This is a genomic window from Paracoccus niistensis (genome assembly GCF_042432925.1).
In the GTDB taxonomy this organism is placed as follows: Bacteria; Pseudomonadota; Alphaproteobacteria; order Rhodobacterales; family Rhodobacteraceae; genus Paracoccus; species Paracoccus niistensis.
Genome location: NZ_JBHLWE010000029.1, coordinates 239,581 through 251,761 on the forward strand (window position 1 = coordinate 239,581; position 12,181 = coordinate 251,761).

Sequence of the window (12,181 nt, forward strand, 5' to 3'; positions counted from 1 at the left end):
CTCAGCCCAGCGGCTCGATGCTGACCTCGGGCAGCGGCTCCAAGGGCGCCAGCGGTTCCAGCGGCGTCGAGAAGATCGGGTCAAGCTGCGGCGCCGTGGTGCGAATCGTGCCGCCGGGGCCGCCCAGCGTGGCGATCTGCGCCGCAAGCTGAGCGATGGCCGCGTTCTGCGCGGCCGCGATGGCAGGCGGAGAGGCCTCGACCCTCCGTGCCCCGCCCCGCGACAGGCTGCTGGCCGAGCCTTGCGTCACCGGCAGCGGCACGGCGATGTCGAAGCTGCGCGCATGGTTGGTCCCGCCCGCGCTGTCCTGCGAAACGTAATAGCGCCCACTGAGGCGATAGATCCCGTCCAGCTGCGCGAGCGCCTTTTCCACCCTCACCTCGACCCGGCGCCGGGGCGGCTCGGCCAGGGGCCAGGGTTCGGCGATCACCGTCGCTCCCGACATGTCGGAAATCGCCCGCGCCAGGGTCAGGGTGAAGGCGCGTTCGGGGTTGTCGGCCCACAGGTTGCGCGGGTTCGACCGCACCGCGCCGTCGGCCGTCTGCCAGGCGACCTCGCCCGAGGCCGCGTATTCGGGCAGCGACACGTCCCGCAGTTCCGCCGTGCCCAGGTTGTTGGCGACGCGGGCCTGCGGCGTCGGCGGATCGATCAGGTAGCGGCCCGTCTTCTCGGGGTTGGAACAGCCCGCCAGCGCCGCGAGGACCAGAAGGGGGAAGGCAAGGCGCATGGTCTATCGTCCCAGGATAAAGGCGCGGGGATTGCGCTCGATGGTGGAGGCGAGGCTGCCGAAGGCTTCGGCTGCGCGGCGCAGGCTGCGCATGGTGTTGATGGTCTCGGTGTTGAAGGTCCCGCGGTCGCCATAAGCGGCGATCACGGCCTCGGCGCGGGCGGCCAGCGCCTGGAAGCGCTGCGACAGGCCCGGCAGGGTAGTGGCCGCCTGCGCCACCTGGTCCATCGCGCGGCGCGCCGATTGCAGGGCTGCGTTCAGGTTGCCGGCCGCGCCCCCTTCGCGCAGGTCGTTCAGCAGCCCCGAGGCCGCCTGCAGCGTGTCCGAAAGGTTGCGCGGAAGCTGCTCGGCATCCTCGGTCCCCAGCATGGCGCGCAGATCCTCGATCAGCCCGCGGGCCGAGGCGCTGACCCCGGCGAAGTCGAACTCGTCCACCGAGGCCGCGGCCTCGTCCACCTGGAGGACCATCTCGGGCACGTCGGCGGCGGCCTCGCGCACCGCCGTCGCGGCGGCAGAGGCTTCGTCCATGAACTGGCCCACGCGCGGCCCGAGGTTCTGCCCGCGCAGGTCCGAGGCGATGGCGCCCACGTCGCCCGCCGCCGAGCCCAGGCTATCCACGGCATTGCCCAGCCGGTCGGGCAGGCTGCGCGCGGCTTCCGTTCCCAGAACGCCCCGGATGTCGGCCAGCGCCTGGGTGATCTGATCGCCGATGCCGTCAAAATCCACGTCCCGGATCGAGGTCGTGGCGGTTTCCACGTTCTCGGCGATGCGCGGCAGCCGGTCGGCCACGCCGTTCAGCTTGCCCGCGATCTCGTTGGCGGCAGCAGTCGCGCCCGCCACGTTCTCCACCACGCCCGAGGCGCGCAGCTCCTGCGTGGCCTCGCGCAGTTCGGTCATTGTGACATTGGCTTCGTCAATGGTGCGGCGCAGCGATTCCGGGATCGCCCGGGTGTCCTGCGAGCTGGCGATGGCCGTGACGCTGTTCAGCATGTCGGTCGCGGATTTCAGCAGTTCCTCAAGCTTGAGGTTGCCGATCCGCGCCATGAAGCCCTGCGCCGTAGTCGAGATGTCCGACAGGTCCGGCGGGGCCGAGGGGATGACCGGATAGGGCTGGGCATCCGCGACGATCCGCGCAGGCGCCGCGCCGGGCAGGTCCACCAGTTCGACCATCAGCGAGGTGCCGAAGAACCCTGCGCCGGTGATGCGGGCGCGCAGGCCTTCCTCGACGCCGCGGGACAGGAAGGCCAGTGCCTCGTCGGGGCCGGCATCCTCGGGCAGCCCCATGCGCTGGGGCGAAACCGCCAGCGTGATGTCCTGCAGCACCTGGCCCGGCTGGCCCTCGGGGCCGGGCACGACGCGCACCGACAGGCCGGTGACCCGGCCCACGGTCAGGCCCTGGAACTGGACCTCGGCGCCCTCGGTCAGCCCGCGCACCGCTTCGGTCATCAGCATGGTCAGGCGCAGCTCGTCCTGCGGCGAGGCCGCGAAGAGGCTGTTCTGCGCCGTCTGCCGGTCGGGCTGAAGCTGGAACACATGGCCCGGCTGCACGGGCTGGCCGCCCGAGGACAGCGTGGCGAACTCGGCACCCCCCTGCAGCAGCGACGAGACCGAGGCCACGTCCAGCGAGATGCCGTTGGTCCCCAGCGAAACCGAAAAGCCCGAGGTGTCCCAGAAGACGGTGGTCGTGGTCAGCTGCTGGTCGTGCGGCGCTTCGATGAAGACGTCGGCCACGACCGACTCGGCGCCCTCGGCCAGGCGCAGGTTCTGCATCCGCCCGACCGTGAGCCCGCGATAGAAGATCGGCGCGCCCTCGGTCATCCCCGAGGCATCGTTGGCGGTCAGCGTGACCCAGGTGCCCCGTTCGTTGCTGCGCGTCAGGGGCGCGCGCTCGAGCCCCTCGTGCACCACTAGATCGGCGCCGCCGGGCTCGTTGTCCCACCAGCCCTCAATGAAGGCGCCGGTCAGCACCGTGTCGAGGCGCGAGATGCCCTGGGCCGAGACCTCGGGGCGGACGATCCAGAACTCGGCATCGTCGTCGATGAACTGGGCGATGTCCTTGTCCACCCGCATGTCCACGATCACCCGCTGCAGGTCGTGGGTGAAGCGCACGGCCTCGACCCGGCCCACGGGGATCTCGCGGAAGCGCAGCTCGGTCTCGCCGGGAGTGATGCCGGTCGCGTCGTTGAAGGCGACCGAGACCAGCGTGCCGCGCCCGGCATAGGCGTTCCAGGCCAGCGCCATCGTGACCAGAAGCGCGATGATCGGCACGGCCCAGATGACTGACACGCCCGCGCGGGCGGCCCGGGCGGCGGTGCGGCGGACGGGGCTGGCAGGACGCAGGGGTGCGGCGTCCGCGCGGGACCTGTCGTCGGTCGGAGGCGTGTCGGTCATTCGGCTGTTCTGTCCCTGCGCGTGCGAAGCGGCAATCCGCGCCAGATCAGCCGCGGGTCGAAGCTAAGCGCCGAAAGCATGGTGAAGGCAACCGACAGCGCAAAGCTGACGGCGGCGGGGCCGGGGTGTATCGAGGCGACGAAGCCCAGCTGTACCAGTGCCGACAGGATCGCCACCACGAAGACGTCGATCATCGACCAGCGGCCGATGAACTCGACAGCCTCCAGCGCGCGCAGGCGGGTGTGGGCGGCCTCGACGCTGGCGGGCTTGCCCGCCACGCGCGCCAGCCAGGCGATGACGACGAACTTGCCGATGGGCACCACGATCGAGGCCACGAAGACGATCGCGGCGATGCCGTAGTTGCCGTAATGCATCAGGTCCACCACACCGCCCAGGATGGTGGCTTCGGTGTTCCCGGCCAGCCCCAGGAAGGACTGGGTCCGCAGCATCGGCCACAGGTTCGCGGGGATGTAGAAGATCAGCCCGGCCAGCCACCAGGCCCAGACCGCCTGCAGGCTGCGCCGGTCGGGCGAGGCCAGCCGCGCGCCGCAGCGGCCGCAGACCTCCGCGTGCTCGGGCCAGACGCGCCCGCAGCCGCGGCAACCCACCAGCCCCGCGCGATGCGCGGTCAGGACCGGGGCGTGATCGGATAGCCCGTCGGGACCGCTCATCCGGCGCTGTCCGGGGCAGGGGGGGCGCCTTCGGCGATCCGGCGCTCGCGGGCGGCGGCGTCGGCATCGGGCACGACCTCGCGCCCGTCGGTGAAGGCGCCGCGGTCCTCCAGCGTGTCCCAGATCGTGGCCGCGCAGGTGAAGACGTCGCTGGCCGCGCCCACGATGATTAGCGCGCAGAAGGCCCAGAAGGCGGGACCCAGGCTGACCGTCGCCAGTCCCGCGACCTTGACCAGGGCGACCGAGGTGCCGATCACGAAGATCTCCGCCATCGACCAGGGCCGCAGCAGCTCCGAAAGCCGGAAGGCCTGGCCCGCGTGGCGCGCCGGCCGTCCCTGGCCGCGCATCGGCAGCAGCACATAGACCAGCAGCGCGGCGCGCAGCGCCGGCAGGCCCACGATGAAGGCCAGCATGGCCACCGTCAGCGGCATCAGCCAGCCCTGCGAGAAGGCCATCGCCACCCCGAAGAGCGAGGTCGCGTTCCCCAGCCCCATCCGCGAGATCTCGAGGAAGGGAAAGAACACTGCCGCCACCATCAGCACCAGCGAGGTGAAAGACAGCGCCACGATCTGGGTGAAGGCGCCCTCGCGCGGGCGGGCCAGCACATGGCCGCAGCGGATGCAGGCCGCCTTTTCGCCGTCAAGCAGCTCGGTTTCCACATGCAGCGCGTCGCAGCGCGGACAGGCGATCAGCCCCGCGCCGGTCCGCATGTCATACTGCCCCGCCTCGATCATGAGCCCAAGATAAGCCGGGCGCGCCGCCGCGCAAGCGCGCCGCTGCGCTTGCTCCGGCTGGCGGCCCTGCTAGCATCACCCGCCACGAGGGGGAGAGGGGTGCCAGGATGCACGATGTCGTCATTGCAGGGGCGGGCAGCGCCGGCTGCGTGCTGGCCGCCCGGCTGTCCGAGGACCCGCGCCTGCGCGTCCTGCTGATCGAGGCGGGCGACAGTGACCGTTATCCCTGGATCCACATCCCGATCGGCTATCTTTACTGCATCGGCAACCCGCGCACCGACTGGATGTACAAGACGGCGCCCGACCCGGGGCTGCACGGGCGGCAGTTGATCTATCCGCGGGGGCGGGTGCTGGGCGGCTGCAGTTCCATCAACGGGATGCTGTACCTGCGCGGGCAGGCCGCCGATTACGACGGCTGGCGGCAGATGGGCTGCACCGGCTGGGGCTGGGACGACGTGAAGCCCCTGTTCCTGAAATCCGAGGATTACTTCGAGGGCCCTTCCGAGCATCACGGCGCGGGCGGCCCGTGGCGGATCGAGCGGCAGCGCCTGCGCTGGGACATCCTCGACGACTGGGCGAAGGCCGCGAACGAGGTCGGCATCCCCGCAACCGACGACTTCAACACCGGCGACAACGAGGGCGTGGGTTACTTCAAGGTCAGCCAGAAGTCGGGCTTCCGCGTCTCGGCCGCCCGCGCCTTCCTGCGCCCCGCGATGCGGCGCCCGAACCTGACGGTCCTGACCGGCCGCCATGTCCGCCGCGTGGTCTTCGAGGGCACCCGCGCCGTGGGCCTCGAGCTTTACGCCGACGGACGGGCCGAGGTGGTGCGCGGCGGCCAGATCGTGCTGAGCGCGGGTGCCATCAACACGCCGCAGATCCTGCAGCTGTCCGGCATCGGCCCCGGTGCGCTTTTGCAGGAGATGGGGATTCCGGTCCTGCGGGATGCGCCCGTGGGCGAGAACCTGCAGGATCACCTGCAACTGCGCTGCAGCTGGAAGGTGTCCGAGGCGCGGACGCTGAACCAGTTGGCCCGCCGCTGGTGGGGCAAGGGGATGATCGGCGCGGAATATCTCCTGCGCCGCACCGGCCCGATGAGCATGGCCCCCAGCCAGCTTGGCGCCTTTGCCCGCTCGTCGCCCGACGTCGCGACGCCCGATCTGGAATGGCACGTGCAGCCACTGAGCCTCGAGGCATTCGGGCAACCGCTGCACGACTTCGCGGCCATCACGGCCAGCGTCTGCCACCTGCGGCCGGAAAGCCGGGGTCATGTGCGGATCGGCTCGCCCGATCCGATGCGGCCGCCGGTGATCTCGCCGCATTACCTGTCCACGCCAGGGGACCGCCTGACCGCTGCCCGCGCGATCCGCCTGACGCGCCGGATCATGGCGCAGCAGCCCTTGGCGAAATACCGCCCCGAGGAGTTCAAGCCCGGCCCCGAATACCAGAGTGATGAGGAACTGGCCCATGCGGCCGGGGTGGTCGGCTCGACCATCTTCCATCCCGTGGGCACCGCGCGCATGGGCGCGGACGAGGGCGCGGTGGTGGACCCGCGCCTGCGCGTGCGCGGGGTGGAAGGGCTGCGGGTCGTGGATGCCTCGATCATGCCCGTGATCACCTCCGGCAACACCAATGCGCCGACGATCATGATCGCGGAAAAGGCGGCCGTGATGATGGCCGAGGAAATGCGCGGCATTTGATCCGTTAACTCCCGCGCAAGTCCCCTCCTGCTAAGGCTTTCCCCAGGAAACGGGGGTGCCGATGCCGGCTGACAGGACTGCTTCGCCGATCATCATCAAGCGCGTGCAGGGCGGGGGCGAGACCGGCCACCATGGCGGCGCATGGAAGGTGGCCTATGCGGATTTCGTGACCGCGATGATGGCGTTCTTCCTGCTGATGTGGCTGCTGAACGCCACAACCGAAAAACAGCGGCAGGGCCTGGCCGAGTATTTCGACCCCACGATCTCGCATGCCCGGTCGGGCGGAGCGCAGGGAGTGGACGGAGGAAGGTCGCTCGACCCTCCGGCGGACCAATCCGTTCCTGCTTCGGCAAGCGAGGCCGAGATGCAGGAGCTTGCCCGCGCCTTGCAGGACGCGCTGACGGCGCGCGGCGGCGAATCGATGCAGCGGGTGAACCTGTTGCGCCATGTCGTCACCCGCATGACCGACGAGGGGCTGGTGATCGAACTGGGCGACGTCGTGGACGAGCCCCTGTTCGAGGGCGAGACGGCCGAGCCCACCCCCGCCCTGCGCGAGCTGACGGCGATCCTTGCCTCGGTCCTGGGGCGGGCCAGGAACCAGGTGGCGATCACGGGCCATGTCCGGGCCTTTCCCCGGATGATGATCGACAATCCGGTCTGGCCCCTGTCCGACCAGCGCGCCCATGCGGTGCGCGAGCTGCTGGTGCGGGGCCGCCTGGACGAAGGCCGGATCCAGCGCGTCACAGCCTTCGGCGACAAGAAGCCCCGCAACTCCAACGTCATGGATCCGGCCAACAACCGGATCGAGGTGATCCTGCTCAGATGACCGGCTTCGGCCGCCCGCGTTAGCGGGAAATTAAACCCTTGCCTGCATCCTGCGCTTCAACGGCGACTCACAACCAAGGTGATCCGAATGTCGATTTCCTCGTCCCTCAATGCCGGAATCGCCGGCCTCGCCGCGAATGCGACGCGGCTGGCCGGCATTTCGGACAACATCGCGAACTCTGGCACCTACGGCTACAAGCGGGTGAACACCGAATTCGAAAGCATGGTCATCAGCCAGGCCCGCGGGGCTGGGCTTTACTCGGCAGGCGGCGTCCGGGGAATGAGCACGCGGCTGATCGACGAAAAGGGCGCGCTGGTCACGTCCTCCAACGCGCTGGACATCGCCACCACAGGGCGCGGGATGCTGCCGGTCATGCCTTCGGTCCTTCTGGACGTGGGGATGGGCGACCGGCCCATGATGATGACCTCGACCGGGTCTTTCCGGCCCGATGCGGAAGGAGTGCTCAGGACCGACTCGGGGCTGGTCCTGATGGGCTGGCCCGCGAACGCGGACGGGACGATCCCGGTCCAGACCCGCGACGCGGTGGGCGGGCTGCGGCCGGTCGTCCTGAACGCCAACCAGACCTCAGCCGACCCGACCACGCGCATGTCGCTGGGGATCAACCTGCCGGCCGGGGCCACGCGGCCGGGTGCGGCCCCTACGCCCGAAACCAGCTCGATCGAGTATTTCGGCAATCTCGGCACCTCCGAGAATCTGCTGGTCACCTTCACCCCCACGCCCGCGACCGGCGCGCTGGCCTCCAACGGCTGGACGATGGAGATCAGGGACGCCGCGATGGACCCTGCGTCCAACCTGATCGGCAGCTATGCGCTTGTCTTCAACGACCAGCCACCGAGCAGCGGCACCCTGGCCTCGGTGACGACGCTCACGGGCCCGGCCTATGATCCGGCAACGGGTGAGCTTCCGCTGCAGGTTCAGGGCGGGCCGATGACGATCGGCATCGGCCGGCTGGGGGACCGCAACGGGCTGACGCAGTTCGCGGCCGATTTCGCGCCGACCAACATTACCAAGAACGGCTCTCCGGTGGGCAACCTTGCGACGGTCGAGATCGACGAGCAGGGAATGCTGCGGGCGACCTACGACACGGGCTTCATCCGCACGCTGTACCAGATCCCGCTGGTCGATGTCCCGAACCTGAACGGGCTGACTGCGCTGAACAACCAGACCTACCAGGTGTCGACCACCTCGGGGTCGTTCTTCCTGTGGGATGCGGGCGACGGGCCGACGGGCGCGATCGCGGGCTATGCGCGCGAGGGTTCGACCACCGACGTCGCGGCCGAACTGACCGACCTGATCCAGACCCAGCGCGCCTATTCCTCGAACGCCAAGGTCATCCAGACCGTGGACGAGATGCTGCAGGAAACCACCAACATCAAGCGCTGAGGGGCCGCGCAATGCAGCGGGTTGACCGAAGATGAGCCTGTCGAACGCCCTGTCCAATGCCCTTTCCGGCCTTGCCGCCGCCTCGCGCGGGACCGAGGTCGTGGCCTCGAACCTTGCCAACGCCATGACGCCCGGCTTCGCCCGGCGCGAGTTGCAGTTGACCTCGCGCCCCGTGGTGGCAGGCGGGGGCGGGGTCCAGGTCGAAGGCGTGACCCGCGTCCTGCGCAACTCTGTCGTGGCGCAGGGCCGCCTGGCGGGGGCCGAGACGGCGCGGGCCGGAACGCTCGCGGCGTTCCACAAGACCCTGTCCGACGCGGTCGGCGTTCCGGGAGAGGCGGGGGCGTTGGCCACGGCGCTGTCGGATCTCGACGGCGCGCTGGTGGCGGCCGCGGCGCGGCCCGAAAGCGAGACGGGCCTCGGGCGCGTCATCTCGGCCGCCCGTACGCTTGCGGGAACCTACAACGCCTTGGGCGTCCAGGTGCAGGAGGCACGGAGCGCCGCAGACCGCGCCATTGCAGCCGACGTCGATCGGCTGAACACGGGGCTGGCGCGGGTCGCGGATCTCAACCGGCAGATCGCCATCCAGATGAGCGGTGGCGACGACGCCAATGCGCTTCTGGACGAGCGCCAGCGGATCATCGACGGCCTGTCCGAGATCGTGCCGATCAAGGAGTTGCCGCGCGACAATGGGAAGGTCGCGCTGTTCACGGCCACTGGCGGCACGCTTCTGGACGGCACGACGCCCGCGCGGTTCGAGTTCTCTGCGGTCGCGGTGATGACCGCCGAGGCAGTGGGCGCACCCGCACTCGGCCTGCTGAGGCTGAACGGCCAGGAGATTCCGCCCGCCCAGATGGGCCGCTTCGCCGGAGGTCGGCTGGCCGCCAACTTCCAGATCCGCGACCTCGACGGGCCGGGTGCGCAGGCAAGCCTTGATGCCGCAGCTCGCGATCTGCACGACCGCTTTGGGGGCACCGACCCCACGCTTCCGGCAGGAGCGCCAGGCCTGTTCACCGACGCCGGCGGCACGGCGATCGCCGTGCCGGGCCTGGCCCAGCGCCTGACGATCAACGCCGCCGCCGATCCTGCCGGGGGTGGCGCGCTCTGGCGGTTGCGCGACGGCCTTCAGGCGGTCGCGCCCGGACCGGTCGGCAACGCCGGCCTGCTGCTCGGGATGCAGGAAACGCTGGGTGCCCTGCGACCTTCCTCGCTGGCTGGAATGGTGTCGGCGCCTCGAACCGCCGCGACTCTGGTCGCCGATCTCAGTTCCTGGGCGGCCTCCGGGCGGATCGAGGCCGAGCGCGTGCTGGGCGGCGCGACCGCGCAATCCTCGACCTTCGAGACGATGCGCCAGCAGGACGGCGTGGACAGCGACCGCGAGATGGAGACGCTGCTGGCACTGGAACGGGCTTATGCCTCGAACGCCAAGGTGCTGCAGGCCGTCGACGAGATGCTCCAGACAATGCTGAGGCTGACATGAGCAATCCTGTTTCGGTGGGCGATCTGGCCCGCACCACGCTTCTTCGCCAGGCAAGCGGACAACTCAAGTCGCAGTTGGCGACACTGACGAAGGAGGCGGCCATGGGTCTCAAGGCCGACGTGCCTGCCGCGACGAACGGACAGATGGGGCGGTTGGCGCAGGTGCAGGCACGCCTGTCGGCACTGTCGGCCCATGGCCGGAACGCGGCACTCGCGCAGGCCGAACTGGGCGGGCTGCAGGTCGCGATGGGGGGGCTTGAGGCGATCGCCGTCGAGATGGGGCCGGGCCTGCAGACGGCAGGCACGATGGGGGACGACACGAGCCTTTCGCTCCGGGCCAAGGAGGCAGGGCAGGATTTCCGGTCGGCTGTCCGCCTGCTCAACGCCGATGTCGGCGGCCGCTACCTGCTGTCGGGGACGGCCGTGGACAAACCGCCTCTCTCGGGACCCGAGGAGATCCTTGCCGCCGCGAAGGCGCAGGTGGCCGGGCTGACCTCGCCTGCCGACATCGCCTCGGCAATCGCGGCGTGGTTCGATGCGCCGGCCGGGGCAGGCGGGTTCGCGGACAGCCGGTTTCATGGAAACACGGACCCGCGTGAGGTTGCGGTCTCGCCTGACACGACGGTCCGGCAGGATCTCGGGGCACTCGATCCATCCTTTCGTGGGCTTCTGAAGGGGCTGGCAATGGCGGCGCTCGCGGATGACGCGGACCTTGGCATGACGCGGGACGGCAAGGCGGCGCTGCTGGCCGAGGGAGGGAGGCAGGTGAGCGGCGCAGGGACCGCGCTGACGGCGCGCCGCGCCGAGGTGGGCCTGCTGGAGGAAACGGTCGAGCGCGCCTCGACACGGAACGCGGCCGAAACCACGGCGATGTCGCTGGCGCGGTCCGACATCCTGACCGCCGATCCCTATGAGACCGCCACGGCCCTGACCCAGGCCGAGGCCAGCCTGCAGAACCTTTACGCCCTGACGGCGCGGCTGTCGCGCCTTTCGCTGACGGATTACCTCTGATGGCGGCATTCGCACGGCTTTTCACGCTTGTCCTGCTGCTGCCCTGCCTTGCCTGGGCGGCCCCGGTCCGGATCAAGGACCTGGCCACCGTGGATGGCGTCCGGGGGAACGACCTTCTGGGCTATGGACTTGTGATCGGCTTGAATGGCACCGGCGACAGCCTGCGCAACACGCCTTACACCGAGGAAATGCTGGGCAGCCTGCTGGAACGGCTGGGCGTCAACGTCACGGGCGAGAGCTTCCGGCCCAAGAACGTCGCGGCCGTCATGGTGACGGGCACGCTGCCGCCCTTTGCCCGCGCAGGCGGGCAGATCGATGTCACGGTTTCGGCCATTGGGGACGCGAAAAGCCTGCTAGGGGGCACGCTGATCATGACGCCGCTGAATGCCGCAGATGGCGAGGTCTATGCGGTAGCGCAGGGCTCGATCATCGCGGGGGGCGCCTCGGCCGAGGGGGATGCCGCCTCGGTCGTCCAGGGGGTGCCGACCTCGGGGCACATCCCCTCGGGCGCGCGGGTCGAGCGCGAAGTCGATTTCGACTTCAGCCAGATGTCGAGCTTTCGCTTGGCGCTGCGCTCGGCGGACTTCACGACGGCGGCGCGGATCGAGAAGGCGATCAACGATGACCTGGGCGACGGCGTGGCGACGCTGCTGGATGCGACAACGATCTCGATTGATTCCACCAGCCTCGGCACGGTGAACCCGGCGCGACTGGTGGGTCGCATCGAGAACATCTCGGTCGAGCCGGAAAGCCGCGCCCGTGTCGTGGTCGATCACCGCTCGGGCACCATCGTGATGGGCGAGGAGGTGCGGATCTCGCGGGTCGCGGTCTCGCAGGGCAACCTGACGCTGCGGGTGCGCGAGACGCCCATGGTGTCGCAACCCAATCCCTTCTCGCCCGGCGAGACGGTGGTCGTGCCCCGCACGGACGCCGAGATCACGCAGGAACCGGGGATCGGCTTTGCCGAGGTCAGCGGCGAGTCCTCGCTTTCCGACGTGGTCGCGGGCCTGAACGCGCTGGGGGTCCGGCCGCGCGAGTTGATCGACATCCTCAAGGCGGTCCATGCCGCAGGCGCGCTGCATGCCGAGTTCATCGTGAACTGAGGGAGGAGATTTGCCACGGGTCTTGCCAGGCTGCCGATCAGCCATGCAATGAAGCGAGGGGGGCGCATCGCTGCTTCGGGCCGCAGGATGAGGGCCATCTTGGCCTCAGCTTCTGGCAACGAACCGCCGGGCCGGACGCTC

General features: G+C 69.7%; 10 protein-coding genes. 6 read left to right on the plus strand and 4 right to left on the minus strand.

Features of this window, described 5'->3' with window-relative positions; genetic code table 11:
* Position 1: 1 nt before the first annotated feature.
* Genes ACFFII_RS09690 through ACFFII_RS09705 form a run of 4 tightly spaced genes read right to left on the minus strand, consistent with a single transcriptional unit; the run spans position 2 to position 4,523 of the window.
* The gene (locus tag ACFFII_RS09690) at positions 2–727 is read right to left on the minus strand and encodes a PqiC family protein (RefSeq protein WP_377698676.1); all 726 of its coding nucleotides are present in this window, start codon (positions 725–727) and stop codon (positions 2–4) included.
* A gap of 3 nt (positions 728–730) precedes the next feature.
* Complete coding sequence (locus ACFFII_RS09695) at positions 731–3,118, minus strand: PqiB family protein (protein ID WP_377698677.1); 2,388 nt, start codon at positions 3,116–3,118, stop codon at positions 731–733.
* Entirely contained in the window at positions 3,115–3,789 is a 675-nt protein-coding gene (locus tag ACFFII_RS09700; RefSeq protein ID WP_377698678.1) for a paraquat-inducible protein A, read from the minus strand. Before ACFFII_RS09700 ends, ACFFII_RS09695 begins: the two co-directional genes overlap by 4 nt.
* Entirely contained in the window at positions 3,786–4,523 is a 738-nt protein-coding gene (locus ACFFII_RS09705) for a paraquat-inducible protein A (RefSeq protein ID WP_377698679.1), read from the minus strand. The genes ACFFII_RS09700 and ACFFII_RS09705 overlap by 4 nt, the downstream gene beginning before the upstream one ends.
* 107 nt (positions 4,524–4,630) lie before the next feature.
* Here ACFFII_RS09705 and ACFFII_RS09710 point away from each other — a divergent pair, with 107 nt between their 5' ends.
* The 6 genes from ACFFII_RS09710 to ACFFII_RS09735 all read left to right on the plus strand — a co-directional run bounded on the left by ACFFII_RS09710 (position 4,631) and on the right by ACFFII_RS09735 (position 12,040).
* Positions 4,631–6,220 carry a GMC family oxidoreductase gene (locus ACFFII_RS09710; RefSeq protein WP_377698680.1) on the plus strand — a complete coding sequence of 530 codons (1,590 nt, stop codon included), beginning with the start codon at positions 4,631–4,633 and terminating at the stop codon, positions 6,218–6,220.
* 61 nt (positions 6,221–6,281) lie between these two features.
* Complete coding sequence (locus ACFFII_RS09715; RefSeq protein ID WP_377698681.1) at positions 6,282–7,046, plus strand: flagellar motor protein MotB; 765 nt, start codon at positions 6,282–6,284, stop codon at positions 7,044–7,046.
* Positions 7,047–7,133: 87 nt separating this feature from the next.
* Positions 7,134–8,450, plus strand: a complete 1,317-nt coding sequence (locus ACFFII_RS09720) for a flagellar hook protein FlgE (protein ID WP_377698682.1) — start codon at positions 7,134–7,136, stop codon at positions 8,448–8,450.
* Between the two features lie 31 nt (positions 8,451–8,481).
* Entirely contained in the window at positions 8,482–9,927 is a 1,446-nt protein-coding gene (locus ACFFII_RS09725) for a FlgK family flagellar hook-associated protein (RefSeq protein WP_377698683.1), read from the plus strand.
* A complete protein-coding gene (locus tag ACFFII_RS09730) occupies positions 9,924–10,937 on the plus strand; it encodes a flagellin (protein WP_377698684.1) in 1,014 nt (337 codons plus the stop codon). The genes ACFFII_RS09725 and ACFFII_RS09730 overlap by 4 nt, the downstream gene beginning before the upstream one ends.
* Positions 10,937–12,040 carry a flagellar basal body P-ring protein FlgI gene (locus ACFFII_RS09735; protein ID WP_377698685.1) on the plus strand — a complete coding sequence of 368 codons (1,104 nt, stop codon included), beginning with the start codon at positions 10,937–10,939 and terminating at the stop codon, positions 12,038–12,040. Before ACFFII_RS09730 ends, ACFFII_RS09735 begins: the two co-directional genes overlap by 1 nt.
* Positions 12,041–12,181: the final 141 nt, after the last annotated feature.

Excerpts from the sequence above, each read along its gene's own strand:
- ACFFII_RS09690 (WP_377698676.1), bottom strand. The coding sequence starts at position 727 with ATGCGCCTTGCCTTCCCCCTTCTGGTCCTCGCGGCGCTGGCGGGCTGT.
- ACFFII_RS09695 (WP_377698677.1), bottom strand. The coding sequence starts at position 3,118 with ATGACCGACACGCCTCCGACCGACGACAGGTCCCGCGCGGACGCCGCA.
- ACFFII_RS09700 (WP_377698678.1), bottom strand. The coding sequence starts at position 3,789 with ATGAGCGGTCCCGACGGGCTATCCGATCACGCCCCGGTCCTGACCGCG.
- ACFFII_RS09705 (WP_377698679.1), bottom strand. The coding sequence starts at position 4,523 with ATGATCGAGGCGGGGCAGTATGACATGCGGACCGGCGCGGGGCTGATC.
- ACFFII_RS09710 (WP_377698680.1), top strand. The coding sequence starts at position 4,631 with ATGCACGATGTCGTCATTGCAGGGGCGGGCAGCGCCGGCTGCGTGCTG.
- ACFFII_RS09715 (WP_377698681.1), top strand. The coding sequence starts at position 6,282 with ATGCCGGCTGACAGGACTGCTTCGCCGATCATCATCAAGCGCGTGCAG.
- ACFFII_RS09720 (WP_377698682.1), top strand. The coding sequence starts at position 7,134 with ATGTCGATTTCCTCGTCCCTCAATGCCGGAATCGCCGGCCTCGCCGCG.
- ACFFII_RS09725 (WP_377698683.1), top strand. The coding sequence starts at position 8,482 with ATGAGCCTGTCGAACGCCCTGTCCAATGCCCTTTCCGGCCTTGCCGCC.
- ACFFII_RS09730 (WP_377698684.1), top strand. The coding sequence starts at position 9,924 with ATGAGCAATCCTGTTTCGGTGGGCGATCTGGCCCGCACCACGCTTCTT.
- ACFFII_RS09735 (WP_377698685.1), top strand. The coding sequence starts at position 10,937 with ATGGCGGCATTCGCACGGCTTTTCACGCTTGTCCTGCTGCTGCCCTGC.